A 22,830-nucleotide genomic window follows, 5' to 3' on the forward strand; every position below is an offset into this window, starting at 1 on the left:
GGAACGTCCGCTGCGGAATGGCCATGATGCCGGCGAGCAGGCGGGGCGGCATCATCGGGGCGTCCAAGCCAGCGCCCGTCGTCGATGCGATGGCGAGTGCCCGAGCGGACCGCCGCGGCCGGGTCGACGATGGGGAAGTCGCGACATCACCCTCGTCGGGCTCGCACGGCACCGACGCCGGGAACGGCTCAGACCGCTTCGGCGCGCGCGCTGTCCCGGGCGACATCGACCAGCTCGAAGAACTGGTTGAGCCGGAACGGCTTCTGCAGGAAATGCGCACCTGCCGGCAGCGGCGGCAGTTTGAACGGCGGATGGCCCGACGCCAGGATCACCCGTGCGGCGGGCAGGGTGCGTGCCACGTGCTCGCCCAGCTGCGCACCGCTGATCTCGCCCGGCATGTGCACGTCGCTGAAGAGCACGTCGCAGGCATACCCGGCATCGAGCAGCTCCATTGCCGCATGCGCGTTGCCGACGGTGCGCACCTCCATGCCGCGGTCCTGCATCACGTCGGCCAGCAGGTCGCGCAGGTCCGCCTGGTCCTCGACCAGCAGCACCCGCAGCGCCGGCGGTACGGCGGCCGCGGCATCCGTGATGGTCTCCGGAGCGATGCCCGCATCGAGGTCGTGACGTCGCGTGCTGTCCGCGTCGCTGCTCATGATCCTGCCCCCTGATTGATGACAACCGGAGACGGTAACGGAAGCGCGCGTGAAGGTCGTGTGCACGCAAAAAGGCCGGAAAAAGCCGCTGTCGCTCGGTTACCATCCCGCGTCTTGATGCGTCGACAGGGGGCGGGAATGGGGATCGGGCGGGATGTGGCGGTCAGCGTGGTGGCATTCGGTCTGGCCGCCGCGACGATGGCGCTGGAGCTGGTGACCCCGCTGGGCTATGCGGTCTGGCTGATGCACTTCCTGGCGGTCGGCGTCACGGTCTTCCAGCGACGTCCGCAGCTGCCGCTGATCGTCGCCCTGGTGTCGTGCGTGCTGCTGGCGATCGGCTACAACGTGGCGCCGGCCAGCACCAATTCCGCGTTCTCCTTCGTCAACCGCTCGATCGGCGGCACCTGCTTCATCCTGACGGCCCTGGTGGTGATGCAGGCGATCCGCGCGCGGCGCGAAGCCGAGCAGTCGCTGTGGCTGCAGGAGGCGGAGACCGCGGTGGCGGTGAGCCTGCAGGGCGACCACGACCCCAGGAGCCTGGCCGAAGCCGGATTGCGCGTCCTGTGCGGTTTCACCGATGCGCAGGTGGCGGCGCTGTACCGGCTCGATGGCGACAGGCTGCTGCTGGCTGGCGGCGTGGCGCTCGGCCGGCAGGTGCCCGGCGAGGTCCAGGCCGGTGTCGGGCAGCTCGGCGAGACGGTCAACCACACCCGGCCGCGGTTGCTGAAAGGCCTGGACGCCAGCCACCTTCCGATCGAGTCCGGGCTGGGGCGCAGTGCGCCGTCCGAGCTCCTGCTGGCGCCGGTCTCGGTCGACGGGCGGGTGATCGGCGTGCTGGAGATGGGACGCCGCGCCTCCCGTGGCGACAGCAGCGTGCATCTGGAGCTGCTCGAGCGCTGCGCCGAGAGCATCGGCATCGCGCTGCGGACCTCGCAGCTGCGCGCCGAGCTGCTGGAGCTGCTGGAGGAAACCCAGCGCCAGAGCGAGGAGCTGCAGGCCCAGCAGGAGGAACTGCGGGTCGCCAACGAGGAGCTCGAGGAACAGAGCCGGACCCTGCAGCAGTCCCAGGTCAGCCTGGAACAGCAGCAGGCCGAGCTGGAGCAGACCAACGTGCAGCTCGAGGAGCGCACCCACGAACTGGAGGCGCAGCGCCGCGGGCTGATCGCCGCGCAGAACGAGCTGGTCAGGAGCAGCGAGGAGCTGGCGACCGCATCGCGCTACAAGTCCGAGTTCCTGGCCAACATGTCGCACGAGCTGCGTACGCCGCTCAACAGTTCGCTGATCCTGGCCAAGCTGCTGGCCGACAACCGCGACGGCACCCTGACCACCGAGCAGGTCAAGTACGCCACCGCGATCCACTCGTCCAACAACGACCTGCTGGCGCTGATCAACGACATCCTCGACCTGTCCAAGATCGAGGCCGGCCACGTGGAACTGGCCAACGAGACGCTGGCCACCGAATCGGTGCTGGCGCGCCTGCGCGAGACGTTCGAGCCGCTCGCGCGGCAGAAGGGGTTGGCGCTGGAGATCTCCGCCGAGCCGGATGCGCCGGCGACCTTCGTCGCCGACGGCCAGCGCCTGCAGCAGATCCTGAAGAACCTGCTCGCCAATGCGGTCAAGTTCACCGAACACGGCAGCGTCAGCCTCACCCTGCGCGCCGCAGGCTCCGACCGGGTGTCGTTCGAGGTCTGCGATACCGGCATCGGCATTTCCCGCGAGCAGGTGCCGGTGATCTTCGAGGCGTTCCGGCAGGCCGACGGCAGCACGCGGCGCCGCTTCGGGGGTACCGGCCTGGGTCTGGCGATCTCGCGCGATCTCGCGGTCCGCATGGGCGGCGGCATCGAGGTGGAAAGCGAGCCCGGCCGTGGCAGCTGCTTCACCCTCGAACTGCCGGTCGATGGCGCGGAGGAGGTCGAGCCGCCCGCCGCGACAGCGGGCGCGCAGCGGCCTGCACCGGCAGCCACACCGGCTCCGCTGCAGCCGCGCCCGTCGCCGGCCCTGTCGCCGGCCGCCGGTCCGGTCACCGGCGCGGTCACCGGCGCGGTCGAGCCGGCGTCGCCGCGGGTGGCCGACGACCGCACGCAGCGGCGTCATCCCGGCCGCCTGATCCTGGCGGTGGAGGACGATTCGGGCTTCGCCGAGGCGCTTGTCGCGCTGGCGCACGAGCTGGACTTCGACTGCGTGGTCGCATCCACCGCCGAAGAAGCGCTGGAGATCGCGGCCACGATGCGCCCCAGCGGCATCCTGCTCGACATCGGCCTGCCCGACGTCTCCGGCCTGAGCGTGCTGGAGCGCCTCAAGCGCGACCCGGCCACGCGCCACATCCCGGTGCACGTGGTGTCCGGGCTGGAGCGGACCCAGGTGGCGATGGAACTGGGCGCGGTCGGCTACCTGATCAAGCCGGCCACGCGCGAGCGCCTGGCCTCGGCCATCCACCAGCTGGAGGAGACCAGCGCGCGCGCGGTGCGCCGGCTGCTGATCGTCGAGGACGACCAGGACCTGCGCCGCAACCTGGAGCTGCTGCTGGCCCGCGACCAGCTGGAGATCGTCGCGGTCGGCAGCGTCGCCGATGCGATCGAGCAGCTGTCGGGCACCACCTTCGACTGCATGGTCACCGACCTGACCCTGCCCGACGGCAGCGGCTACGACCTGCTGGAGCGGATGGCCAACAACGGCGCCGGCGCGTTCCCGCCGGTGATCGTCTACACCGGCCGCGCGCTCACCCGCGACGAGGAGCAGCGGCTGCGGCGCTTCTCCAAGAGCATCATCATCAAGGGCGCACGCTCGCCGGAGCGGCTGCTGGACGAGGTCACGCTGTTCCTTCACAGCGTCGAGGCCTCGCTGCCGAGCGACCAGCAGCGGATCCTGCGCGAGGCGCGCCGCCGCGACGCGGTGCTGGACGGACGCGCGGTACTGCTGGTCGAGGACGACGTGCGCAACGTGTTCGCGTTGTCCAGCGTGCTCGAGCCGCTCGGCGTCAACCTGCACATCGCGCGCAACGGGCGCGAGGCGCTGGAGAGCATCGGCCGGCAGGATTTCGACCTGGTCCTAATGGACATCATGATGCCGGAGATGGACGGCCTGACCGCGATGCGCGAGATCCGTCGCGAGCGGCGCTGGCAGGAACTGCCTATCATCGCGCTGACCGCCAAGGCGATGGCCGACGACCGCGAGCGTTGCCTGGAAGCCGGCGCCAACGACTACATCGCCAAGCCCATCGACATCGACAAGCTGGTGTCGCTGTGCCGGGTGTGGTGCGCGCGCAAATGAACGAGGTGGAGCTGTTCGACCTGGAGCTGAAGCTGCTGCTCGAGGCGATCTACCATCGCTACCACTACGATTTCCGCCAGTACGCGGTGTCCTCGCTGCGGCGCCGCGTGCGCCAGGCGATGGGCCGCTTCGGCTGCGACAACGTCGCCCAGCTCCAGCACCGGCTGCTGCACGAACCGGACCTGTTCACCGAGGCGATGCAGTACTTCACCGTCCAGGTCTCGGAGATGTTCCGCGACCCGGATTACTTCCGCGCGCTGCGCGAGCAGGCCGTGCCGGTGCTGCGGACCTATCCCTCGCTGAAGATCTGGGTCGCCGGCTGCAGCACCGGCGAGGAAGTGTGGTCGCTGGCGATCCTGCTGCATGAAGAAGGCCTGCTCGACCGCACCATCCTCTACGCCACCGACATCAACCCCGATGCGCTGGCACGGGCCGAGGCCGGCGTGTTCGGCATCGAGCGCATGGCCCAGTTCAGCCGCAACTACCTGGCCTCGGGCGGCACGTCCTCGCTGTCGGACTACTACAGCACCGCCTACAACGGCGCGCTGCTCGACCGCCGGCTCAAGCGCAACATCGTGTTCGCTGACCACAGCCTGGCCACCGACACGGTGTTCTCCGAAGTCCATCTGGTGTCGTGCCGGAACGTGCTGATCTACTTCAACCGCGCGCTGCAGGACCGCGCCATCGGCCTGTTCCGCGATGCGCTGGTGTACCGCGGTTTCCTCGGCCTGGGCAGCAAGGAGTCGCTGCAGTTCGGCCAGCACGCCGAGGCGTTCGAGGCCTGCGCCCGCGGGCAGCGCCTGTACAGGAAAGCTGCATGACCGTGCCGACGCAGCCGCTGCGCGGGCGCTACGACGCGATGGTGATCGGCGCGTCGGCCGGTGGCGTCGCCGCATTGCGCGCGGTCCTCGGCAGTCTTCCGGCCGACCTGCCGGTGCCGGTGCTGATCGTGCTGCACCTGCCGCGCGACCGGCCCAGCGGGCTGGCCGAGCTGCTCGACGGCGTCTGCGCACTGCCGGTGCGGGAGGCGCGCGACAAGGCCGCGCTGCGCGCCGGCGAGGTGATGGTGGCGCCACCGGATTACCATCTGCTGGTCGAGGACCGGCAGAGTGTCGCGCTGTCGCTGGACGAGCCGGTGCTGTTCTCCCGGCCCGCGGTCGACCCGCTGTTCGAGAGTGCGTCGGAAACCTTCGGCCCGCGCCTGCTGGCGATCCTGCTGACCGGCGCCAGCAGCGACGGCAGCGCCGGCATCGCGGCGGTGCGCGCCCGCGGCGGCACCGCCTGGGTGCAGCTGCCGGCCGATGCGTCGTCTTCGCTGATGCCGGCCTCCGCGCTTTCGCTGGCCGGTGCCGATGCGGTGCTGACCCTGGAACAGATCTGCCTTTGCCTGACGGAGTATCACGCGTGAACCTCAGCCTGACCTGCACCGGACCGGACCAGGACGAGACGATCGACATCCTCGTGGTCGACGACATCGCCGAGAACCTGGTGGCGATGGAAGCGCTGCTGCGCCGCGATGGCGTGCGCGTGCTGTGCGCGCGCTCCGGTGCCGAGGCGCTGGAGCTGCTGCTGGTGCACGACGTGGCGGTGGCCCTGCTCGACGTGCACATGCCGGAGATGAGCGGTTTCTCGCTGGCCGAACTGATGCGCGGGTCCTCGCGCAGCCGCGCGGTGCCGATCATCTTCCTGACCGCGTCCTCGAACGACCCGGTGCGCGCGTTCAAGGGCTACGAGGCCGGTGCGGTGGACTTCCTGCACAAGCCGATCGAGCCGGACGTCATCCTCAGCAAGGTCAACGTCTTCGTCGAACTGCACCAGCAGCGGCGCCTGCTGAAGGTCCGCAACGAATCGCTCGAGCGTGCGCTCAAGCTCAACGACACCATGATGGCGGTGCTGACCCACGACCTGCGCACGCCGCTGTCGGCGATGCTGCTGTGCGCGGAAAAGCTCGCGTTCCAGCTGCCCGACGACCCGTCCGTGCAGCGCACGCTGGCGCAGATGGAGAGCAGCGGCTGGCGGATGGCGCGGATGGTCGAACAGCTGCTCGACTTCTCCCGCATCCGCACCGGCGGCCTGCATCTGGAGCTCGGCGACTGCGACGGCGGCGCCGTGGTGTCGGCGGTGGTCGAGGAGGCGCGACGCGCCAATCCGAAGGCCGAGGTCCAGCTGCGGGTGGACGGGCCGCTGCCGCTGCGTGCCGATGCCGACCGGTTGTCGCAGGTGGTGTCCAACCTGCTCAACAACGCCATCGTGCATGGCGCCGGTGGTCCGGTCGTGGTCGAGGTGGAGCGCGGCGCCGGCGGTGTGTCCATCGCCGTCTCCAACCAGGGCGTGATCGACGAGGAGCTGCTGCCGCGGCTGTTCGAGCCGTTCAAGAGCAGTTTCCGTCCGAGCCAGGGGCTGGGACTGGGGTTGTACATCGCGCACCAGTTCGTGCTCGCCCATGGCGGGCAGCTGTGCGCGGGCAACGTCGACGGCCGGGTCCGGTTCGAAGCGCGCATTCCGGCCTGAACCGCGTCCTCTGCCGTGACCGCGACCTCACGCCGTCATCGCTAGCGTGCCCTGCAGGCCCGACCGGGCCGCAGCGAGGCGACAGAGATGACGAACCAGAAGCGCGAGCAGGGTGTCGAGGAAGGGATCCGCGAAGGCCGCCAGGACAGGAAGCAGGACGAGGTGGCGCGGGAGCGGCCCGCGTTGAAGGACCTGGAGGTCCACGACGACCACAACAAGCGGCCCAGGCCCAGCGACGAGCGCGGCGACTGAGAAGGCCCGTCGCGGTGGCAACGGGCAGGGGACGCATGATCCGGACGGCCCGGATCGGCGCCACCTTGCCCGCACCGCCGCAGCGGCTGCCGGCGGCGTGCGGGTGGTGGAGCTGCCGGATGGCGCGCGTGCCGCCTGGAATCCTTCCACCGGGCTCCGCGTCGCCGGGATGCTGAGCCACCGGCTCGCGTCCTGATACTCTGCGAGCCCCTCGCCAACGAGTCACGACGCATGCTCACGATCTGGGGACGCCAGAACTCCACCAACGTGCGCAAGGTGTTGTGGTGCGCCGAGGAACTGGAGCTGTCCTATCGACGCCTCGATGCGGGTGGTGCGTACGGCGTGGTTGACGGCGCCGCCTATCGGGATCTCAATCCCAATGGCCGGATTCCCACGCTCGAAGACGATGGCTTCGTCCTGTGGGAATCCAACGCCATCGTCCGCTACCTGCTGGCCACGCACGCGGACGGCACGCCGTGGCATCCGGCCGATACGCGCGCGCGGGCGAGTGCGGACCGCTGGATGGACTGGACGACCGCGACGCTGGCCGGGCCGTTTCGCGACCTGTTCTGGGGCGTGGTGCGCACGCCGCCGGAGCATCAGGACCAGGCCGCCATCCTGCGCGCGCGCGATGCCTGCGGCGGGATCCTGCGGATCGCCGACCAGGCGCTCTCCGCGGCGCCGTATCTGTCGGGGCAGGCGATCGGCATGGGCGACATTCCGCTGGGCAGTTTCGCCTATGCCTGGTTCGGCATGGCGATCGAGCGCCCGGACCTGCCACACCTGTGGCGCTGGTATCAGCGGCTCGCCGGGCGGCCGGCCTATCAGCGGGCAGTGATGACGGAGCTGACCTGAGGCGAGCGCGGGCGCATGGCGGGACGAGATCGCCGCCGCCGTCGCACGCATCGAGTGGCGCGGCGCACGGCAGATACGGCTGTTCCGAGGCGGCGCATGACGCGAAAAAGCGAAGGCCCGGGAGCGACCCGGGCCTTCTGGTATGTGGTGGAGCCAGGGAGGATCGAACTCCCGACCTCGTCATTGCGAACGACGCGCTCTCCCAGCTGAGCTATGGCCCCACGGATGTTGCCGCTGTGGAGCCGTCTGGAGCGGCGTCCGCAGGATGGCGATTCTAGCCGCTAACCGGGGCCGCTGCCAACAGGGGCGTGAGCAGCGGTTCGAGCTGCTGCCGACGCCACTGTCCGAGCGAGGCCGGCCACTGCCCGCGTTCGAGCAGGGCCTCGAGGTGCTTGCGCGAGGCCAGCACGCCGTCGGGCAGGCCGAGCTCGGCGCTGCGCTGGGCGACGGCGGTCTGCAGCCGCTTCAGGGCGGCCTTGTCCGGTTCCGCGGCGGGCGCTGGCGCGGCGGCTTCGTCGGCGAGCGGGGTCTGCAGCGCGTCCCAGATCGCGCCGGCCAGGCGCCGTGGCGATTTCGGCGCCGCGTCCAGGCGCCGCTGCAGGTCGGCCAGATCGGCCGGCGGGTCGCGGGCGAGCAGGGGCGCCAGTTCGTTGTCCAGCACCCAGCTGCGTGGGAGATCGTGTTCACGCGCATAGGCGTCGCGCCAGCGCAGGAGCCGCAGCAGGCGGATCTGGGTCGGCGCATCCAGGAACTGCGCGGCGCGCATCGACAGGTGCGGCCAGCGCTCGGCTTCGTCGCGCTCGATGTTGGTCAGCAGCCGCTCGACGTCCTCGGCCAGCCACGCTTCGCGTCCCAGCGCCTGCAGCCTGCCCAGCGTATCGAGATAGACCGCATCCAGATGCCGCACGTCGTCGGCCGCGTACTCCAGCTGCGAAGCGCTGAGCGGACGGCGCAGCCAGTCAGAGCGGGTCTCGCCCTTGGCCAGGGTCACGCCGGTGACCCGTTCGACCAGCTTCTGGTAGCCGATCCCGGAGGCGATGCCGGCCAGCGCGGCCGCCATCTGGGTGTCGTACAGCGGGCGCGGCAGCACGCCGCAGGTGCACTTGAACGCGACCAGATCCTCGCTGGCGCTGTGCATCACCTTGAGCACATGCGGCGCCTGCAGCCAGGCGGCCAGCGCCTCGGGCATGCCGGGGGCGAGCGGATCGATCAGCAGGATGCGGTCGTCCAGCGCCATCTGCACCAGCGCCAGCTTCGGCCAGTAGGTGCGTTCGCGGATGAATTCGGTATCCAGCGCGACCCGGGTCGGCGCGGTGGGCAGGTGGTTCAGCAGAACGGCAGGATCGGTGATCCAGATCGGAGCGGGCACAGGGATTCCATCAGGTGTCGCGGTTGCCGCAGTCGGCCACAATAGCCTAACGTCAAACGCGACGGATGCGGACGAAAAAAAGCATGGGAGCGGGCGCGCGCGGATACGCGTGGACAATGCTGTACCTGTCGCTGCTGGCCTCGATGGTCGGCTGCACGCCTGCGCCGGTGCCCGGTGCGGAAGACCCGGTGCCGGGTGCGGCCGGGCCGGCGTCCGCGGCGCAGCCGTCGGTCACCGTCAGCGGCGACGAGAGCGAGGCGGTCAGCGGCGTCTGGGTTCCGCCCGCCGTGGCCATCGATGCCGACACCGACCGCGCCGCGCTGCGCCGTCGCGCCGCCGAGGCGCTGGCCGACGGACACCTGTTCGAGGACGCGGAGGCCGCTGCGCCGCTGTATCTGGCGCTGGCGGCCTTCGACCCGGCCGACTCGGTGGCCCGGCGTGGCGTGCAGCGCACGCTGCAGGCGGTGATCGCCGCGGCGGACGAGGCCCTGGCCGGCAGCGAGCACGAGGTCGCGCTGCTGGCCCGCGCCGAACGACTGGCCGCGGTCGCGCGCACGCTGGCGCCCGATGCCGGGCCGGTCCTCGCGTTGCAGTTGCGGGTCGAGTTCGCCCGCCGGCTGCTGACCCTGAACATGGCCGGCGAAGACGATCTGCGTGCCGGTCGCCTCGGCGAACAGGGCAATGGCGCGCTGGCCTGGTTCCGCGATGCGCTGCTGTTGGTCGACAACGACCCGCGTGCGTTGCAGGGACGCGCCGCTGTCGAGAGCGCGATGCTGCGCCGGGCCGACGATGCCGGACGTGGCTTCGATTTCGACGAGGCCGGGCGCTGGCTCGACCACGCGCAGGCGGTGCGCGAGGATGCGGCCGGTGCGGTCGCCGACGGTCGCGACCGGCTCGAAGCGGTACGGGCGGCCCGGGTGGCCGCGCTGCGCGATGCCGCGCTGCGCGACCTGGTCCGCGGCGATGGGCTGCGCGATGCGCGGATCAAGCTGGAGGAGATCCTCGGCGTCGCCAGGCCCGGCGACCCGGTCGCGGCCAACCTGCGCGAACGCATCGACCTGGCCACCCACTACGGTCAGTTCCGTCCCGGTCAGGTGTTCACCGATGCGCTGGGCAACGGTGGCCGCGGACCGCAGATGGTGGTGGTGCCGCACGGCGCGTTCCGCATGGGCGCGCTGGACAGCGACCCGATGGCCGCCGACGCCGAGAAGCCCGCGCACTACGTGCGCTTCGACCGCGGGTTCGCGATGTCGCTGACCGAGGTCACCGTGGCCGAGTTCGGCCGCTTCGTCGCGCAGGCCGGCGCCCGGCCGCGGGCGACGCGCCGCGGCAACTCCATCGTCTACGACGAGCGCAGCGGCAACTTCGTCCGCCGCAGCGGCGTGGACTGGCAGTCCGGCTACGACGGCCGCCCGGCAGCGCCGGGGGACCCGGTCATGCACGTCAGCGTCCGCGATGCGGAGGCTTATGCGGCCTGGCTGTCCGAGCAGACCGGGCGCCATTACCGGCTGCCGAGCGAAGCGGAGTTCGAGTACGCGCTGCGGGCCGGCAACGCCGGACGCTATCCCTGGGGCAACGACGGTCGGCCGCCCGAGGCCAGCGGCAACTTCACCGGCGGCAACGACGTCTCGCCGAGCGGGCGCACCTGGAACAACGCCTTCGTCGGTTACGGCGACGGCTACTGGGGGCCGGCGCCGGTCGCACGGTTCCGCCCCAACGCCTGGGGGCTGCACGACATGGCCGGCAACCTCAGCGAGTGGGTTGCCGACTGCTGGCATGCGAGCTACCGGCGTGCGCCGGCCGACGGGGCGGCGTGGTACAACCCCGGCTGCCGGGCGCGCGTGGTGCGCGGCGGCAACTGGGCCGCGTCGCCCGGGCATACCCGGTCGGCATGGCGCTCGTCGGTGGACTCGGACATGACCAGCGCGCGCATCGGCTTCCGTCTGGTCCGCGGCATCTGAGGCGCCGGCCCGGGCGGCAGCCGGTCCGGCGACCGTCGGGCAGGGACATGCGATCTTGTCCGCGCCTGCACGTGGGCAGGTGCGATGCTTGATCGACACCGCGGGCTGCTCCCGACAGGAGGATGGTGATGCGAAACGATCCGTTCGGCCAGGGACGCGGGCAGCCGGCCCGGCGCAGGCGCGGTGTCGGAGGCGGACGCTGGCTGATCCTGCTGGCCTTCGCCGGCTATGCCGCCTACTACTACGTCTCCAACCGCACCGCCGATCCGTACACCGGCGAGACGGTGCTGATCGACAGCACGATCGGGCCGGAGCAGGAGCGCGCGCTCGGCCTGGAGGCCTACCAGCAGATCCTGCAGCAGGAGCCGCCGCTGCCGGCCAGCGATCCGGCGGCGCGCGAGGTGCGCGAGATCGCCACGCGCCTGATCGACAAGGTCGACGAGGTCTCGGCCGCGCTCGCCGCCGAACACGGCATGCAGGCGCTCGACCACTGGCGCGGCTTCGAGTGGGAGGTCAACGTGATCCCCTCGCCGCAGGCCAATGCGTTCTGCCTGCCGGGCGGCAAGATGGCGGTCTACACCGGCCTGATTCCGGTCGCCGAAACCAGGGACGCGATGGCGGTGGTGATGGGCCACGAGATCGCGCACGCGCTGCTGCGGCATGGCGCGCAGCGGATGAGCCAGCAGAAGCTGGCCCAGATCGGGCAGATGGCCGGCGCGGCCAGCGGCATGGACCCGCAGCAACAGCAGATGGTGATGGCGGCGATGGGCTATGGCTATCTGCTGCCGTATGCGCGGACCCACGAAACCCAGGCAGACGAGGTCGGCCTGATGCTGGCGGCCGCCGCCTGCTACGACCCGAACGAGGCGATCGGCCTGTGGCAGCGGATGGGGCAGGCGTCCGGCGGCGAGGCGCCGCCGGAGTTCGCATCGACCCACCCCAATCCGGGCACCCGCATCCAGACCCTGCAGGCGCTGATGCCCAAGGCGATGGAATACAGGCAGCGGTTCTGCCGGCAGTAGCCAGCGGCGGATGACCGCCGCTCGCCGTGCCCGAGGGCGCGGCCACTGGGCGCTGCTGCGGTGGCGAAGCGGGCACGCTGTCGCGCGATCATCGGGAACCGGGCTTCCGACCGCAGACCGGGCACGGTGATCTCGGATCGCGGCACGGCCGCCATCGGTGGTGGTGGCGACACCGGCTCGACGCTTCGCTGCGGAGCCTGCACGTCGGCGCCTGATGACCGGCTCCGCGAATGCACCCGCGATTCCGGCGTGGAAACCGACGGGGCCCCACAACGAAAATGGCCGCCCGGAGGCGGCCATCTGGTGAATCCCCTGGCTCAGCGGCCGCGGGTCTTGCTGCGGTCCGGCGCCGGCGTCTCGCCCGGGCGTCCGACCGGACGGCCGATGCCGCCGGTGAGGTTGCGCTGGAATTCCTGCCACAGCTCCAGGTTGCGCTCGGTCAGCTGGTTCATCGCCGTCCACGGCGTCTGCCCGAGGAGGTTGCCCATCTGCTGGCGGAAGGTCTGCTGCTGCTCCAGGAACAGGGTCATGCTGCGTTCGAGGTAGTTGCCCATGAAGCCCTGAAGCGAGTCGCCGTAGAATCGGATGATCTGGCTCAGCAGCTGGGTCGACAGCATCGGCTCTCCATCCTGCTCCTGCTCGGCGATGATCTGCAGCAGGACGGAGCGGGTCAGGTCGTCGCCGCTCTTGGCGTCGCGGACTTCGAAGGATTCGCCGTCCAAGATCAGCTGGCGGACGTCCTCGATGGTGATGTAGCTGGAAATCTCGGTGTCGTACAGGCGGCGGTTCGGGTACTTCTTGATGATGCGGGTGGCGGCCATCTAGCGGTCACTCGTTTGCTCCCATGTGCGCCGAGCATGGCGCACTGCAACAGCGCTTGCAACTGCCGGAAGACGGGGTGGAACGTGGCGCGAACGAGGACCGCGGGCTTACCAGCCCATGTGGTGACCGCCGTTGATGTCCAGGTTCGAACCGGTGATCCAGGCGGCCTCGTCGGCGACCAGGAAGCCCACCGCGTAAGCGATTTCCTCGGGCTTGCCGAGGCGTCCGGTCGGGATGTCGGCGACGATCTTGGCGCGCACTTCCTCCGGCACGGCCATCACCATGTCGGTGGCCACGTAGCCGGGCGACACCGTGTTGACGGTGATGCCGAGCCTGGCGTTCTCGCGCGCCAGCGAGATGGTGAAGCCATGCATGCCGGCCTTGGCCGCCGCGTAGTTGGCCTGGCCGTACTGGCCCTTGAGGCCGTTGATCGAGCTGATCTGGATGACGCGGCCCCATTTGCGCTCGCGCATGCCGTCGATCACCGCGCGGGTGACGTTGAACACCGAGTTGAGGTTGGTGTTGATCACGTCGTGCCACTGGTCCGGCGCCATCCGGTGGAACGTGGTGTCGCGGGTAATGCCGGCGTTGTTGATCAGGATCTCGACCGGGCCGAGCTGCGCCTGCACGCCCTCGACCAGCGCCTGCGCGCCTTCCGGCGTGCCGACGTCGCCAGGCACCAGCGTGAACGCATAGTCCTCGGCCTGCATCGCCTGCTGCCAGGCACGGGCCTTCTCTTCGTTGCGGTAGTTGGTGGCGACCTTGTGGCCCATGTCGGCCAGCCGCTTGCAGATGGACGTACCGATACCACCGGTGCCGCCGGTGACGAGTGCGACGCGACTGTTCATGTGGCCCCTCCCGAGGGTCCTATTCAGGGTCTTCGGGGGCAGTTGTAGTGGGCGTTTCATGAAAGTGCAAGCGCGTCGGCAGACGTGCGCCATCGAAGTGCGAAATGGCGCACTCAAGCAGTGCATCGACGCTTCTGCTGCCCTGCAATGGTGCCGGATCCTGGCCGAGCAGGACCCAGCAGGTCCGGAGCGCGGGAAGCGGATCGGCAGGGTCCACCGGCAGCGCGGCGGCGGACTTGGACAGCTTCCTGCCGTCGGCATCGAGCAGCAGCGGCAGGTGCAGGTAGTGCGGCGTCGCCACGCCGAGTGCACGCTGCAGCAGGATCTGGCGCGGGGTGGAGTCGAGCAGGTCGGCGCCGCGCACCACGTGGGTCACGCCCTGGTCGGCATCGTCGACCACCACCGCCAGCTGGTAGGCCCAGTAGCCGTCCGCACGTCGCAGCACCACGTCGCCGACTTCGCGCGCCACGTCCTGCACGACCATGCCCTGGAGTCCGTCCTCGAACGTCACCGGCCCCTCGGCCACGCGCAGCCGGCTGGCCGCGTGCGCCCTGGGGCCGGTCGCCACGCAGCGGCGGTGGATGCCGCCCTGGCTGGCCAGCGCGCTGCGGCTGCAGTGGCAGACGAAGGCGTCGTCGCTGGCCAGCAGGCGCTCCAGCGCGGCTTGGTACAGCGCATGGCGGCCGCTCTGCCGGACCACCGGCAGGTCGGACACCAGGCCGAACGCCGACAGGGCGGCCAGCTGCGCGTCGGCCGCGCCCGGCACCTCCCGCGGCGGATCCAGATCCTCGATCCGGACCAGCCACTGTCCACCGGCGGCGCGGGCCAGCAGCCAGCTGCCGAACGCGGCCAGCAGCGAGCCGGCATGCAGCGGCCCGGTGGGCGAGGGGGCGAAGCGGCCGCGGTAGCCGGAAGGCGGGGCTGACGTCATCGCAGCATGGTGGTGGCGCCCGGCCCTTGAATTCAAGTCGCTGAATTCCCACATGAAGCGGAACAATCCATTACGACGGAGATTCCGCCGTGTTCACCCGCGTCGCACTGTTCCTTGCCACCAATCTGGCCGTGCTGTTCCTGGCCGGCATCATCATGTCCGTGCTGGGCGTGAGCCCCAACCAGATGAGCGGGCTGCTGATCTTCGCCGCCCTGTTCGGCTTCGGCGGCTCCTTCGTCTCGCTGCTGCTGTCCAAGTGGATGGCCAAGCGCTCCACCGGTGCCCAGGTGATCACCCAGCCGCGCACCGAGGTCGAACGCTGGCTGGTGGCCACCGTGCAGCGCCAGGCCCAGGCGGCCGGCATCGGCATGCCCGAGGTCGCGATCTACGACGCGCCGGAGATCAATGCGTTCGCCACCGGTGCCAACCGCAACAACGCGCTGGTCGCCGTCTCCACCGGCCTGCTCAACAACATGAGCCAGGACGAGGCCGAGGCCGTGCTCGGCCACGAGGTCGCGCACGTGGCCAATGGCGACATGATCACCATGGCGCTGCTGCAGGGCGTGCTGAACACCTTCGTGATCGTGCTGGCGCGCGTGGTCGGCGGCATCGTCGACAGCTACCTGTCCGGCAACCGCGAGGGCAACAGCCGCGGCCTGGCCTACTTCGCGATCGTGATGGTGCTGGAGATGGTGTTCGGCCTGTTCGCGACGATGATCGCGATGTGGTTCTCGCGTCGCCGCGAGTTCCGCGCCGATATCGGCGGCGCGCAGCTTGCCGGCCGGCAGAAGATGATCGCCGCGCTGGAGCGGCTGTCGCTGAACCACGGCACCAACACGCTGCCGTCGCAGATCGCCGCGTTCGGCATCGCAGGCGGCATGGGCCAGGGCCTGCGCAAGCTGTTCCTGAGCCACCCGCCGCTGGAAGTGCGCATTGCCGCGCTGCGCTCGAGCACGTCGGTCTGACCGGCGGCGGCGCGGGCGTTCCGCCGCGTCATCCTGCTGAAAGCGAAGGCCCGCGGACGCGGGCCTTCGTCGTCGTGGGGAGTGGAATGCCAGCGTGCCTGCGGCTGCACGACCGCAGTGGAAGCGGCTCCCCGGACGCCGTTCCCGCGGATGGCCCGGGCCGCACAGCCCGGATGCCGCCCGCTGGCCGCATGCTCCATGCCGGGCGGGTCCGGGCGTCTCCACCACGTGGCCATGCAACTGCGTGGCTGGCGCACCGCGCTGCTACGGCGTGGCCTGCGCCTCGCCCGGCGTGCAGTCGCGCGGTGGCTGGCCCGACAGCGTCAGGCGGGCGCTGCCGTCGCGTTCGTCGAACGCGTTGCCGTTGCCATCGGCATGCGTGCCGTCACTGGCACCGGCGGTGGGCAGTTCCAGCTCGCCGCGCGCGTGGGTGAGGATCAGCACGCCGCGGGCGGTGTCGCTGCGCAGCGACACCGTTTCCTCGCCGCACCGCCACTGCCGGGCCGCCGGGGTGGACGCGGCCGGCGCCGGGCGCTGCGCATCTGGCGGCGGGGGTGCGGACGCGGACGTGGCCGGGACTTCCGGCGGGGTGGACGCCGGCGGTTCGGGTGCACCGCAGGCGGCCAGCAGCGGCAACAGCGCAAGGCAGGCCCAGGCCGCACCAGGCGCGATGCGCCGGCCGTGCAGGCGCGCGTGCACGGACGCGGTCATGCCGCGTCCCGGATCTGCTCGACCAGGGTCGCGCAGAACGCGTCGAGATCCTTCGGGGTGCGACTGGTGACCAGTCCGCGGTCGACGACGACCTCGCGGTCCACCCAGCGGGCGCCGGCATTCTGCAGGTCGCGCTGGATGTTGGGCACCGAGGTCAGCTCGCGCGCGTCGATCACGCCGGCATCGACCAGCACCCACGGGCCGTGGCAGATCGCGCCGACCGGCTTGCCGGCGTCGAAGAACGCACGGGTGAAGCGCAGGGCGTCGTCGTCGCGGCGCAGCGCATCGGGATTGAACAGGCCACCGGGAATGACCAGCGCATCGTAGCTGCCGGCATCGACGCCCTCGAGACGACGGTCGACCGCCACCGTCTCGCCCTTGTCGAAATGCGCGAAGCCCTGGATCGGCCCTTCCTCGGGCGAGACGACGTCGACCTCGGCACCCTGGTCGCGCAGTGCCTTCATCGGCTCCAGCAGCTCGGACTGTTCGAACCCGTGGCTGGCCAGGATGGCCACGCGCTTGCCGGTGAGTGGGCGCATGATCGTGCTCCGTTTCGCAGGGGGAGCGGCGAGGCTAGCGTCCGGTTCGCAAAGATCGCGCGAAAGCACGCCCGGCGGGTGAATCCGTTCATGGCGCCGGGAGCAGGCGCGCGTGGACCGACAGCCCCAGATGATCCGATGCCCACAGTCCGCTGGCATCGGGTTCGGTGAACAGCAGGCCCACGCTGCTGGAGGCCAGCCGGCCGCGCTGCAGGAACACGTGGTCGATGCGCACGCGCTGCTCGGGATAGAAATGCGGGTTGAGCGTGCTCGGCGGCGGAGGCGGGCGGGGCAGCGGCAGGATGTCCCAGGCGTCGTCGTAACGCGCGCGCAGGGCGGCCAGTTCAGGCGCCTCGGTCGGGACGTTGAAGTCGCCTGCGATCACGCTCGGCAGGCCATCGTCGGTCGCATCGATCCAGGCCAGCAGGTCGTCGATCTGGCGGGCGCGGATCGCACCGCCCTCCGGCCGCCAGTGCAGGTGGGTCACGTACACGTTCAGCGGCTGGCCCTCGACCAGCAGCCGCACCATCCCGGCGACGCGGTAATCGTCGAGCGGATGCAGCAGCGTTTCGCCACGTTCCAGCACCACACCCCTGGTCAGCAGCGCGTTGCCGTAGCGGCGCGGCCGGCTGGGCGGATCGTTGGTGATGAAATGCACCTGGTAGCCCAGCGCCTGTCCGAGCCACTGCGCCTGGTTCTGCAGCTGCTCGTGCTCCAGCACTTCCTGCAGTGCGATCACGTCGGGCCGGAGGTCGCCGAGCACGCGTGCGATCTCGACCCGGCGCTGCGGCCAGTGCTGCTGGTCGTGGTACAGGTTCAGCGTGACCACGTGGACCGTCGGTCCGGCGGTGGCCGGCGCGTCCTGCACGGGCGTTGCGGCGCCGGCGCTGGCCGACATCGCGGCCAGGGCGAGGACCAGCAGCAGGCCGAGCGCGGGCAGGTGCGGGATGGAGGGACGCATGCCGGTCAGCGTGGTGGCGCCTGGTCCAGGCGCAGCACCGGATACAGGCCGTAGCGCTCGTCCCACGCCGAGTGGCGGCGATAGAAGAAGTCCAGGCGTGCGGCCGGGTCCGCGGCGAAGGCCGGGTCGTCGGCCAGTCGCTGCTCGAACGCCGCCCGCAATCGGGGATCGTCGGCCAGCAGCTGGCGCGCCACGTCCTCGGCGACGTAGTCCTCCATGTACTCCTTGCGCTCGAAGGCGTTGTTGAACGTGCCCCAGGCCGCGAGCGAATCCGGCGCGAGCGGTTCGAGCATCGCCATCGCCAGGCGCAGCAGCGGCTGCGCGGTCGGCACGAACAGCGAGCCGGCCGGGATGTCGCGTGGTTCCGCTGTCCAGTGGCCGGCCAGTTCGGCGCGCTGGTGGCCCTCGGACGGACGCGCGGCGAAGCGCGGCGACTCGCTGCGGAAGGTCTGCACCGGCGCCTGCGTCCAGGCATCCATGCGGCGGTAGGCGATGCCATGCAGGTCGAGCATCGCCGCCACCTGCGCCGCCCAGGCCGCCGGGACCACATAGCCGGCGCCCGGGGCGTCGACCTGCAGGCCGGGTGCGATCCGGTCGCGCAGCGGCACCTGCCAGACCTGCGGTGTGGATTCGTCGTAGCGGGTCATCAGGGCGCCGGAGATCGCCGACGGAGTGCGCGTGTAGGCATAGCCGCGGAACGCGATCGTGCGGGCCTCGGGCAGCGTGATCCAGGTCAGCGGCTGCGGGGTGCCGGCCAGCCGCGCGGCGCGCGCATCGGCGGCGTCGGCCGCACGGCGCCAGTCCGCGCCATGCCGGGCGATCTGCTCGAGCACCAAGACGATGGTGTTGCGCGTGGTCCGTACCCGCTGCGGATACGGGCGCCAGGAATGGGTCTCGACCAGCATGCCGAGGCGGTTGCGCAGCAGGAAATAGCCGTGCGAGAAGCGCGGCGGCGAGACGCTGTCCTCGAAGCCCGATGCCGGTTCGTCTGAGGTGACGAAGGAGGGGTAGAAATCCAGCGGCAGCGATCCCTGCCGGGCCAGGTCGGCGATCACCGTGTCGCGCCACTGCCGGCCGATGCCGCGCAGCGCCTCGTCGCCGGCGTGGACCGGTTCGACCTGGATCGAGATGTCGTGCTCGAACTGCGCACCGTCGGTGGCATGCAGGTCGACGACCGCCAGTGGATCCCAGCTGCGGACCAGGGACAGCATCGCGCGCATCTCGGCGCTGTCGGCCTTCAGGTAGTCGCGGTTGAGGTTGTAGCCCTGCGCGGTGGTGCGCCAGCCCATTTCCTCGGGGCCGCGCTGGTTGGGGCGGTTCCAGCGGCCGAAGCGCTCGTGGCCGTCGACGTTGAACACCGGGACGAACAGCCAGACCAGCCGGTCCAGCGCGCCGGGCGCAGCCTGGCCTTCCAGCACCTGGCGCAGGGCCAGGAAGCCGGCGTCCTTGCCGTCGATCTCACCGGCATGGATGCCGCCCTGGACCAGGACCACGGGCAGGCCGCGGCGACGGGCCTCGTCCGGGTCGAACACGCCGGTGCCGGTCACCACCAGCAGCTGCATCGGCCGGCCTTCGGGGCTGACGCCGAAGGTGCGTACCGCGACCTTGTCCGGATGGGCCTGCTGGAAGGCGCGCGCCAGCGCGGGCACCTCGTCGTAGCGGCCGGTGCTGCGGAACTGCGAGCGCTCGGCGACGGTGGTCAGATCCTGTGCGGCCAGGGCGGGGGAGAGCGCCAGCAGCAGCGGCAGCAGGACGAGGGGAAGACGGGACATCGGCGGTGCCGGCAGGGAGACGACGCCATCATGCCAGTGTCTTCGAAGCCGGTCCCGCGGCATCCGTCAAGATTCGAATTGCCGGCATGATCGGGTAATCTCGGGGAAATTTGCATATTGGACCCCGGATGAGCACGACTCCCGCCGCTAGCGGGCGCATGCCGCGCCAGATCTCCTACATCATCGGCAACGAGGCGTGCGAGCGCTTCAGCTTCTACGGGATGCGCAACATCCTGGTGCCGTTCCTGATCAGTTCGATCCTGCTGGCGTACCTGCCGGAAGGTCCCGCGCGCGACACCGCCGCCAAGGACATCTTCCACATGTTCGTCATCGGCGTGTACTTCTTCCCGCTGCTGGGCGGCTGGCTGTCGGACCGGTACTTCGGCAAATACAACACCATCCTGTGGTTCTCGCTGATCTACTGCGCCGGCCATGCGTGCCTGGCGCTGTTCGAGAACAACGCGACCGGCTTCTACACCGGCCTGTTCCTGATCGCACTCGGCTCGGGCGGCATCAAGCCGCTGGTGGTCACCTTCTGCGGCGACCAGTTCGACCAGAGCAACAAGGACAAGGCCAAGCTGGTCTTCGACGCGTTCTACTGGATCATCAACTTCGGCTCGTTCTTCGCGTCGCTGCTGGCGCCGCTGCTGCTGCGCAACTACGGGCCGGCGGTGGCGTTCGGCGTGCCGGGCATCCTGATGTTCCTGGCCACGTTCGTGTTCTGGCTGGGGCGCAAGCACTACGTGAACGTGCCGCCTTCCAGCCGCGATCCGCATGCATTCTTCGAGGTGGTCAAGAGCGCGCTGCGCGCCGAACAGCGCGGCGCGGGCCGGCCGGGCCTGCTGGTGGCGATGTTCGGTATCGTGGTCGCGGTGCTGCTGCTGCTGGCCTGGGCGTTGTCGGCGGTCGGCGTGCTGCCGGCGGGCTGGGCGCAGTCCTTCAATTTCGTGATCTCGGCGTGTCTGGCGCTGGGCGTGATCATCGCGGCCGGTGGCATCGGCGCCTCGATGCAGCTGGAACGCGCCCGCGGCGTGCACCCGGACGCGGCGGTGGACGGCGTGCGTTCGGTGCTGCGCGTGCTGATCGTGTTCGCGCTGGTGACCCCGTTCTGGTCGCTGTTCGACCAGAAGTCCTCGACCTGGATCCTGCAGGGCCGCGAGATGGTGATCCCGTCGTGGATGCCGCTGCAGGATGCCGCGCAGATGCAGGCGCTGAACCCGCTGCTGGTGATGCTGCTGATCCCGTTCAACAACCTGGTGCTGTATCCGACGCTGCGCGCGATGGGCTTTACCGTGACCCCGCTGCGGCGCATGGGCTGGGGCATCGTGTTCTCCGGCGTGGCCTGGATCGCGGCCGGTGCGCTGCAGCTGTGGATCGACGGCGGCGAGCAGGTCTCGCTGGCCTGGCAGTCGCTGCCGTACCTGCTGCTGACCTTCGGCGAGGTGCTGGTCTCGGCGACCGCGCTGGAGTTCGCCTACAGCCAGGCGCCGCAGGCGATGAAGGGCGTGATCATGGCCTTCTGGTACCTGACCAGCACCTTCGGCAGCCTGTGGGTGCTGCTGACCAATGCCGCGGTGCGCAACGACGCCGTCATCGGCAGCATCGCCAGCACCGGGCTGAGCGAGAATGCGTTCCTGATGTTCTTCTTCGCCGGCTTCGCGTTCGTGGCCGCATTGGCGTTCGCTGCCTATGCACGCCGCTACCCGATGCAGGACAACTATCGCGCCGCCTGAGGACCGCATGGACTCCCCGATCACCCTGGCCCTGATCGCCATCACCGCACTGGTGTCGTGGCGCGCGTTCAATGACCGCCGCCTGGCCGACCGCATGATCCTGTGGCCGCCTGCGATCTCCAGGCACCGCGAGTACTGGCGGGTGCTGAGCTACGGGCTGATCCATGCGGACTTCCCGCACCTGCTGTTCAACATGATCACCCTGTTCTTCTTCGGACGGATGATCGAGCAGGTGATGGTGCAGCTGACCGGCAGCATGCTGACCTATCCGGCGTTCTACCTGACGGCGCTGGCGGTCTCGATCCTGCCCAGCTACCTGAAGAACCAGAACAACCCGAACTACTTGAGCCTGGGGGCGTCCGGGGCGGTGTCGGCGGTGCTGTTCGCCTTCATCCTGCTGTCGCCGTGGACGATCATCCTGGTGATGTTCATCCCGGCGCCGGCGATCCTGTATGCGGTGTTCTACGTCGGCTACAGCATCTGGATGGACCGGCGCGGCGGCGACCGCATCAACCACAGCGCGCACCTGGCCGGCGCGGCCTTCGGCGTGCTGTTCATGGTGGCGATGGATCCGCGGATCCTCGCCCACTTCCTGCAGGCGGTGACCCAGCCGAAGTTCGGCTGAGCCCGCGTCCGCTCAGTCGCCGCCTGCGGGCGGCGGCGGGCTGGCGATGCGGGTCCAGCGGTCGCCGGAGATCCTGGGCGGCGGATAGGCGCTTTTGAGCCGGTCGTAGACTTCGGCATTGATCCGCTCGAACTCCCAGCCCTCGGTGGTGCCGCTGAAGGCGAGCTGGAACAGGGCTTCGAGCAGCAGCGTGTCGCTGCCGGGCGCATCGGTGTGACGGGTCATCGCAGGCTTCTTGGTGAACGCCTGCGATGCGCAGGAAGCGTGCCAGCGCAGGCCGGCATCGCCTGCAGGCGATGCCGGCGTCGATTTCCCGTCGCGATGACGGTTGCGTCAGCCGGCCAGGGCGGGCTGCGTGCGCTCGGCGTCGATCCGGTACGCCGCTTCCAGCCGGCCGTAGACCTCGGCGTTGAGCTGCTCGAACTCCCAGCTGTCGGTCGCGCCATCCAGTACCAGCTGATACAGGCCTTCCAGCAGCGAGGTGTCGCCGTTGGCGCCGGGAACGATGTCCATCGGGGCTACGCTGTTCATCGGTGCTCTCCTGATTGCTGTCGAACACAGTCCACGCATGAGGCGTGCCAACTCCTTGACGCTGGCGGCCGCAGGCCGGCCGCGCGATCATCACCGGGTGCTGTCCGGACCCGCGCCAGAATGTGACGCGCAGCGTCGGCCAGTGCCGCGCATTCCCGGACAGGAGCAGGAGATCTCATGACCAGCGACATCCAGCACGACCCCGCCGCCGCCCGCTTCAGCCTGGTGGTCGATGGCTGGGAGGCCGAGCTGACCTACCGGCAGTCGGGCGAGCGGATGGTCATCGACCATACCGGCGTGCCGGCGCAGATCGGTGGACGCGGCATCGCCGGGCGACTGGTCCAGGTCGCGCTGGAGTACGCGCGCGCGCGTGGCTGGCGGGTGGTGCCGGCGTGCTCGTATGCGGCGACGTGGATCGAGCGGCACCCGGAGTACCAGGGGCTGGTCGTGGAATGAGGGCGTGGCCCATGCGGGCCGCCATGTGGAACGCGGTGCA

Annotated in this window: 23 protein-coding genes and 1 tRNA gene; 12 read left to right on the forward strand and 12 right to left on the reverse strand. The window is 70.1% G+C overall.

The features are described 5' to 3' along the window. Positions 1-188: 188 nt before the first annotated feature. Positions 189-656 (reverse strand): response regulator, encoded by a 468-nt coding sequence (locus IB242_RS05315; protein ID WP_192276546.1) that lies wholly within the window; start codon positions 654-656, stop codon positions 189-191. Between the two features lie 138 nt (positions 657-794). Here IB242_RS05315 and IB242_RS05320 point away from each other — a divergent pair, with 138 nt between their 5' ends. From IB242_RS05320 to IB242_RS05345, 6 genes are all read left to right on the forward strand, one after another. Then, positions 795-3,926 carry a response regulator gene (locus IB242_RS05320; RefSeq protein WP_192276550.1) on the forward strand — a complete coding sequence of 1,044 codons (3,132 nt, stop codon included), beginning with the start codon at positions 795-797 and terminating at the stop codon, positions 3,924-3,926. Next, positions 3,923-4,747, forward strand: a complete 825-nt coding sequence (locus IB242_RS05325) for a CheR family methyltransferase (RefSeq protein WP_192276553.1) — start codon at positions 3,923-3,925, stop codon at positions 4,745-4,747. Before IB242_RS05320 ends, IB242_RS05325 begins: the two co-directional genes overlap by 4 nt. After that, positions 4,744-5,334, forward strand: a complete 591-nt coding sequence (locus tag IB242_RS05330) for a chemotaxis protein CheB (protein ID WP_192276556.1) — start codon at positions 4,744-4,746, stop codon at positions 5,332-5,334. The genes IB242_RS05325 and IB242_RS05330 overlap by 4 nt, the downstream gene beginning before the upstream one ends. After that, positions 5,331-6,437 carry a hybrid sensor histidine kinase/response regulator gene (locus IB242_RS05335; protein ID WP_343237088.1) on the forward strand — a complete coding sequence of 369 codons (1,107 nt, stop codon included), beginning with the start codon at positions 5,331-5,333 and terminating at the stop codon, positions 6,435-6,437. The genes IB242_RS05330 and IB242_RS05335 overlap by 4 nt, the downstream gene beginning before the upstream one ends. 87 nt (positions 6,438-6,524) lie before the next feature. Then, the gene (locus IB242_RS05340) at positions 6,525-6,689 is read left to right on the forward strand and encodes a hypothetical protein (RefSeq protein ID WP_192276559.1); all 165 of its coding nucleotides are present in this window, start codon (positions 6,525-6,527) and stop codon (positions 6,687-6,689) included. Between the two features lie 231 nt (positions 6,690-6,920). After that, positions 6,921-7,544, forward strand: coding sequence for a glutathione S-transferase (locus IB242_RS05345; protein ID WP_192276562.1), 624 nt, complete (start codon positions 6,921-6,923; stop codon positions 7,542-7,544). A 145-nt stretch (positions 7,545-7,689) separates the two neighbouring features. On the opposite strand, the gene IB242_RS05350 is transcribed toward IB242_RS05345, so the two are convergent. After that, a tRNA-Ala gene (locus IB242_RS05350) sits at positions 7,690-7,765 on the reverse strand. Between the two features lie 53 nt (positions 7,766-7,818). Further along, positions 7,819-8,913: a ribonuclease D gene (rnd, locus tag IB242_RS05355; protein WP_192276565.1), complete on the reverse strand. Its 1,095-nt coding sequence runs from the start codon at positions 8,911-8,913 to the stop codon at positions 7,819-7,821. A 116-nt stretch (positions 8,914-9,029) separates the two neighbouring features. Here rnd and IB242_RS05360 point away from each other — a divergent pair, with 116 nt between their 5' ends. Beyond that, positions 9,030-10,874 carry a formylglycine-generating enzyme family protein gene (locus IB242_RS05360; RefSeq protein ID WP_225540039.1) on the forward strand — a complete coding sequence of 615 codons (1,845 nt, stop codon included), beginning with the start codon at positions 9,030-9,032 and terminating at the stop codon, positions 10,872-10,874. 128 nt (positions 10,875-11,002) lie between these two features. Beyond that, positions 11,003-11,896: a M48 family metallopeptidase gene (locus IB242_RS05365; RefSeq protein ID WP_192276572.1), complete on the forward strand. Its 894-nt coding sequence runs from the start codon at positions 11,003-11,005 to the stop codon at positions 11,894-11,896. Positions 11,897-12,213: 317 nt separating this feature from the next. Here IB242_RS05365 and phaR read toward each other — a convergent pair whose 3' ends face one another. The 3 genes from phaR to gluQRS form a co-directional block, all read right to left on the reverse strand. Next, on the reverse strand, positions 12,214-12,717 hold the full coding sequence (gene phaR / locus IB242_RS05370) for a polyhydroxyalkanoate synthesis repressor PhaR (RefSeq protein WP_192276575.1): 504 nt from the start codon (positions 12,715-12,717) through the stop codon (positions 12,214-12,216). A gap of 108 nt (positions 12,718-12,825) precedes the next feature. Continuing rightward, positions 12,826-13,566: an acetoacetyl-CoA reductase gene (gene phbB / locus IB242_RS05375; protein WP_192276578.1), complete on the reverse strand. Its 741-nt coding sequence runs from the start codon at positions 13,564-13,566 to the stop codon at positions 12,826-12,828. Between the two features lie 19 nt (positions 13,567-13,585). Further along, positions 13,586-14,497 carry a tRNA glutamyl-Q(34) synthetase GluQRS gene (gene gluQRS, locus IB242_RS05380; protein WP_192276581.1) on the reverse strand — a complete coding sequence of 304 codons (912 nt, stop codon included), beginning with the start codon at positions 14,495-14,497 and terminating at the stop codon, positions 13,586-13,588. Between the two features lie 89 nt (positions 14,498-14,586). Here gluQRS and htpX point away from each other — a divergent pair, with 89 nt between their 5' ends. Continuing rightward, positions 14,587-15,462 (forward strand): protease HtpX, encoded by an 876-nt coding sequence (gene htpX, locus IB242_RS05385; RefSeq protein WP_192276584.1) that lies wholly within the window; start codon positions 14,587-14,589, stop codon positions 15,460-15,462. Positions 15,463-15,726: 264 nt separating this feature from the next. Here the strand turns inward: htpX and IB242_RS05390 are convergent, their stop codons facing one another. From IB242_RS05390 to IB242_RS05405, 4 genes are all read right to left on the reverse strand, one after another. Continuing rightward, positions 15,727-16,173 (reverse strand): hypothetical protein, encoded by a 447-nt coding sequence (locus tag IB242_RS05390; RefSeq protein WP_192276587.1) that lies wholly within the window; start codon positions 16,171-16,173, stop codon positions 15,727-15,729. Beyond that, positions 16,170-16,715 (reverse strand): type 1 glutamine amidotransferase domain-containing protein, encoded by a 546-nt coding sequence (locus IB242_RS05395; protein WP_343237104.1) that lies wholly within the window; start codon positions 16,713-16,715, stop codon positions 16,170-16,172. Before IB242_RS05395 ends, IB242_RS05390 begins: the two co-directional genes overlap by 4 nt. A gap of 85 nt (positions 16,716-16,800) precedes the next feature. Next, the gene (locus IB242_RS05400) at positions 16,801-17,673 is read right to left on the reverse strand and encodes an endonuclease/exonuclease/phosphatase family protein (RefSeq protein WP_225540041.1); all 873 of its coding nucleotides are present in this window, start codon (positions 17,671-17,673) and stop codon (positions 16,801-16,803) included. Positions 17,674-17,678: 5 nt separating this feature from the next. Then, positions 17,679-19,445, reverse strand: coding sequence for a M14 family metallopeptidase (locus IB242_RS05405; RefSeq protein WP_192276593.1), 1,767 nt, complete (start codon positions 19,443-19,445; stop codon positions 17,679-17,681). 128 nt (positions 19,446-19,573) lie between these two features. Between IB242_RS05405 and IB242_RS05410 the strand changes: the two genes are divergently transcribed. Both IB242_RS05410 and IB242_RS05415 read left to right on the forward strand, forming a co-directional pair. Continuing rightward, positions 19,574-21,178, forward strand: coding sequence for an oligopeptide:H+ symporter (locus IB242_RS05410; RefSeq protein WP_192276596.1), 1,605 nt, complete (start codon positions 19,574-19,576; stop codon positions 21,176-21,178). A 7-nt stretch (positions 21,179-21,185) separates the two neighbouring features. Then, positions 21,186-21,803 carry a rhomboid family intramembrane serine protease gene (locus tag IB242_RS05415; protein ID WP_192276599.1) on the forward strand — a complete coding sequence of 206 codons (618 nt, stop codon included), beginning with the start codon at positions 21,186-21,188 and terminating at the stop codon, positions 21,801-21,803. A gap of 12 nt (positions 21,804-21,815) precedes the next feature. Here the strand turns inward: IB242_RS05415 and IB242_RS05420 are convergent, their stop codons facing one another. Both IB242_RS05420 and IB242_RS05425 read right to left on the reverse strand, forming a co-directional pair. Further along, complete coding sequence (locus IB242_RS05420) at positions 21,816-22,028, reverse strand: hypothetical protein (RefSeq protein WP_192277810.1); 213 nt, start codon at positions 22,026-22,028, stop codon at positions 21,816-21,818. A gap of 108 nt (positions 22,029-22,136) precedes the next feature. Beyond that, the gene (locus IB242_RS05425; protein WP_225540043.1) at positions 22,137-22,334 is read right to left on the reverse strand and encodes a hypothetical protein; all 198 of its coding nucleotides are present in this window, start codon (positions 22,332-22,334) and stop codon (positions 22,137-22,139) included. Between the two features lie 177 nt (positions 22,335-22,511). Here IB242_RS05425 and IB242_RS05430 point away from each other — a divergent pair, with 177 nt between their 5' ends. Continuing rightward, positions 22,512-22,790, forward strand: a complete 279-nt coding sequence (locus IB242_RS05430) for a GNAT family N-acetyltransferase (RefSeq protein WP_192276602.1) — start codon at positions 22,512-22,514, stop codon at positions 22,788-22,790. Positions 22,791-22,830: the final 40 nt, after the last annotated feature.

The sequence above is a fragment of the Xanthomonas sp. XNM01 genome (assembly GCF_014851915.1).
GTDB lineage: Bacteria > Pseudomonadota > Gammaproteobacteria > Xanthomonadales > Xanthomonadaceae > Pseudoxanthomonas.

Excerpts from the sequence above, each read along its gene's own strand:
- IB242_RS05345 (WP_192276562.1), top strand. The coding sequence starts at position 6,921 with ATGCTCACGATCTGGGGACGCCAGAACTCCACCAACGTGCGCAAGGTG.
- IB242_RS05320 (WP_192276550.1), top strand. The coding sequence starts at position 795 with ATGGGGATCGGGCGGGATGTGGCGGTCAGCGTGGTGGCATTCGGTCTG.
- IB242_RS05410 (WP_192276596.1), top strand. The coding sequence starts at position 19,574 with ATGAGCACGACTCCCGCCGCTAGCGGGCGCATGCCGCGCCAGATCTCC.
- IB242_RS05340 (WP_192276559.1), top strand. The coding sequence starts at position 6,525 with ATGACGAACCAGAAGCGCGAGCAGGGTGTCGAGGAAGGGATCCGCGAA.
- IB242_RS05405 (WP_192276593.1), bottom strand. The coding sequence starts at position 19,445 with ATGTCCCGTCTTCCCCTCGTCCTGCTGCCGCTGCTGCTGGCGCTCTCC.
- phbB (WP_192276578.1), bottom strand. The coding sequence starts at position 13,566 with ATGAACAGTCGCGTCGCACTCGTCACCGGCGGCACCGGTGGTATCGGT.
- IB242_RS05420 (WP_192277810.1), bottom strand. The coding sequence starts at position 22,028 with ATGACCCGTCACACCGATGCGCCCGGCAGCGACACGCTGCTGCTCGAA.
- IB242_RS05315 (WP_192276546.1), bottom strand. The coding sequence starts at position 656 with ATGAGCAGCGACGCGGACAGCACGCGACGTCACGACCTCGATGCGGGC.
- IB242_RS05360 (WP_225540039.1), top strand. The coding sequence starts at position 9,030 with ATGCTGTACCTGTCGCTGCTGGCCTCGATGGTCGGCTGCACGCCTGCG.
- IB242_RS05400 (WP_225540041.1), bottom strand. The coding sequence starts at position 17,673 with ATGCGTCCCTCCATCCCGCACCTGCCCGCGCTCGGCCTGCTGCTGGTC.
- IB242_RS05325 (WP_192276553.1), top strand. The coding sequence starts at position 3,923 with ATGAACGAGGTGGAGCTGTTCGACCTGGAGCTGAAGCTGCTGCTCGAG.
- IB242_RS05425 (WP_225540043.1), bottom strand. The coding sequence starts at position 22,334 with ATGAACAGCGTAGCCCCGATGGACATCGTTCCCGGCGCCAACGGCGAC.
- gluQRS (WP_192276581.1), bottom strand. The coding sequence starts at position 14,497 with ATGACGTCAGCCCCGCCTTCCGGCTACCGCGGCCGCTTCGCCCCCTCG.
- IB242_RS05365 (WP_192276572.1), top strand. The coding sequence starts at position 11,003 with ATGCGAAACGATCCGTTCGGCCAGGGACGCGGGCAGCCGGCCCGGCGC.
- IB242_RS05430 (WP_192276602.1), top strand. The coding sequence starts at position 22,512 with ATGACCAGCGACATCCAGCACGACCCCGCCGCCGCCCGCTTCAGCCTG.
- IB242_RS05390 (WP_192276587.1), bottom strand. The coding sequence starts at position 16,173 with ATGACCGCGTCCGTGCACGCGCGCCTGCACGGCCGGCGCATCGCGCCT.
- IB242_RS05415 (WP_192276599.1), top strand. The coding sequence starts at position 21,186 with ATGGACTCCCCGATCACCCTGGCCCTGATCGCCATCACCGCACTGGTG.
- phaR (WP_192276575.1), bottom strand. The coding sequence starts at position 12,717 with ATGGCCGCCACCCGCATCATCAAGAAGTACCCGAACCGCCGCCTGTAC.
- IB242_RS05330 (WP_192276556.1), top strand. The coding sequence starts at position 4,744 with ATGACCGTGCCGACGCAGCCGCTGCGCGGGCGCTACGACGCGATGGTG.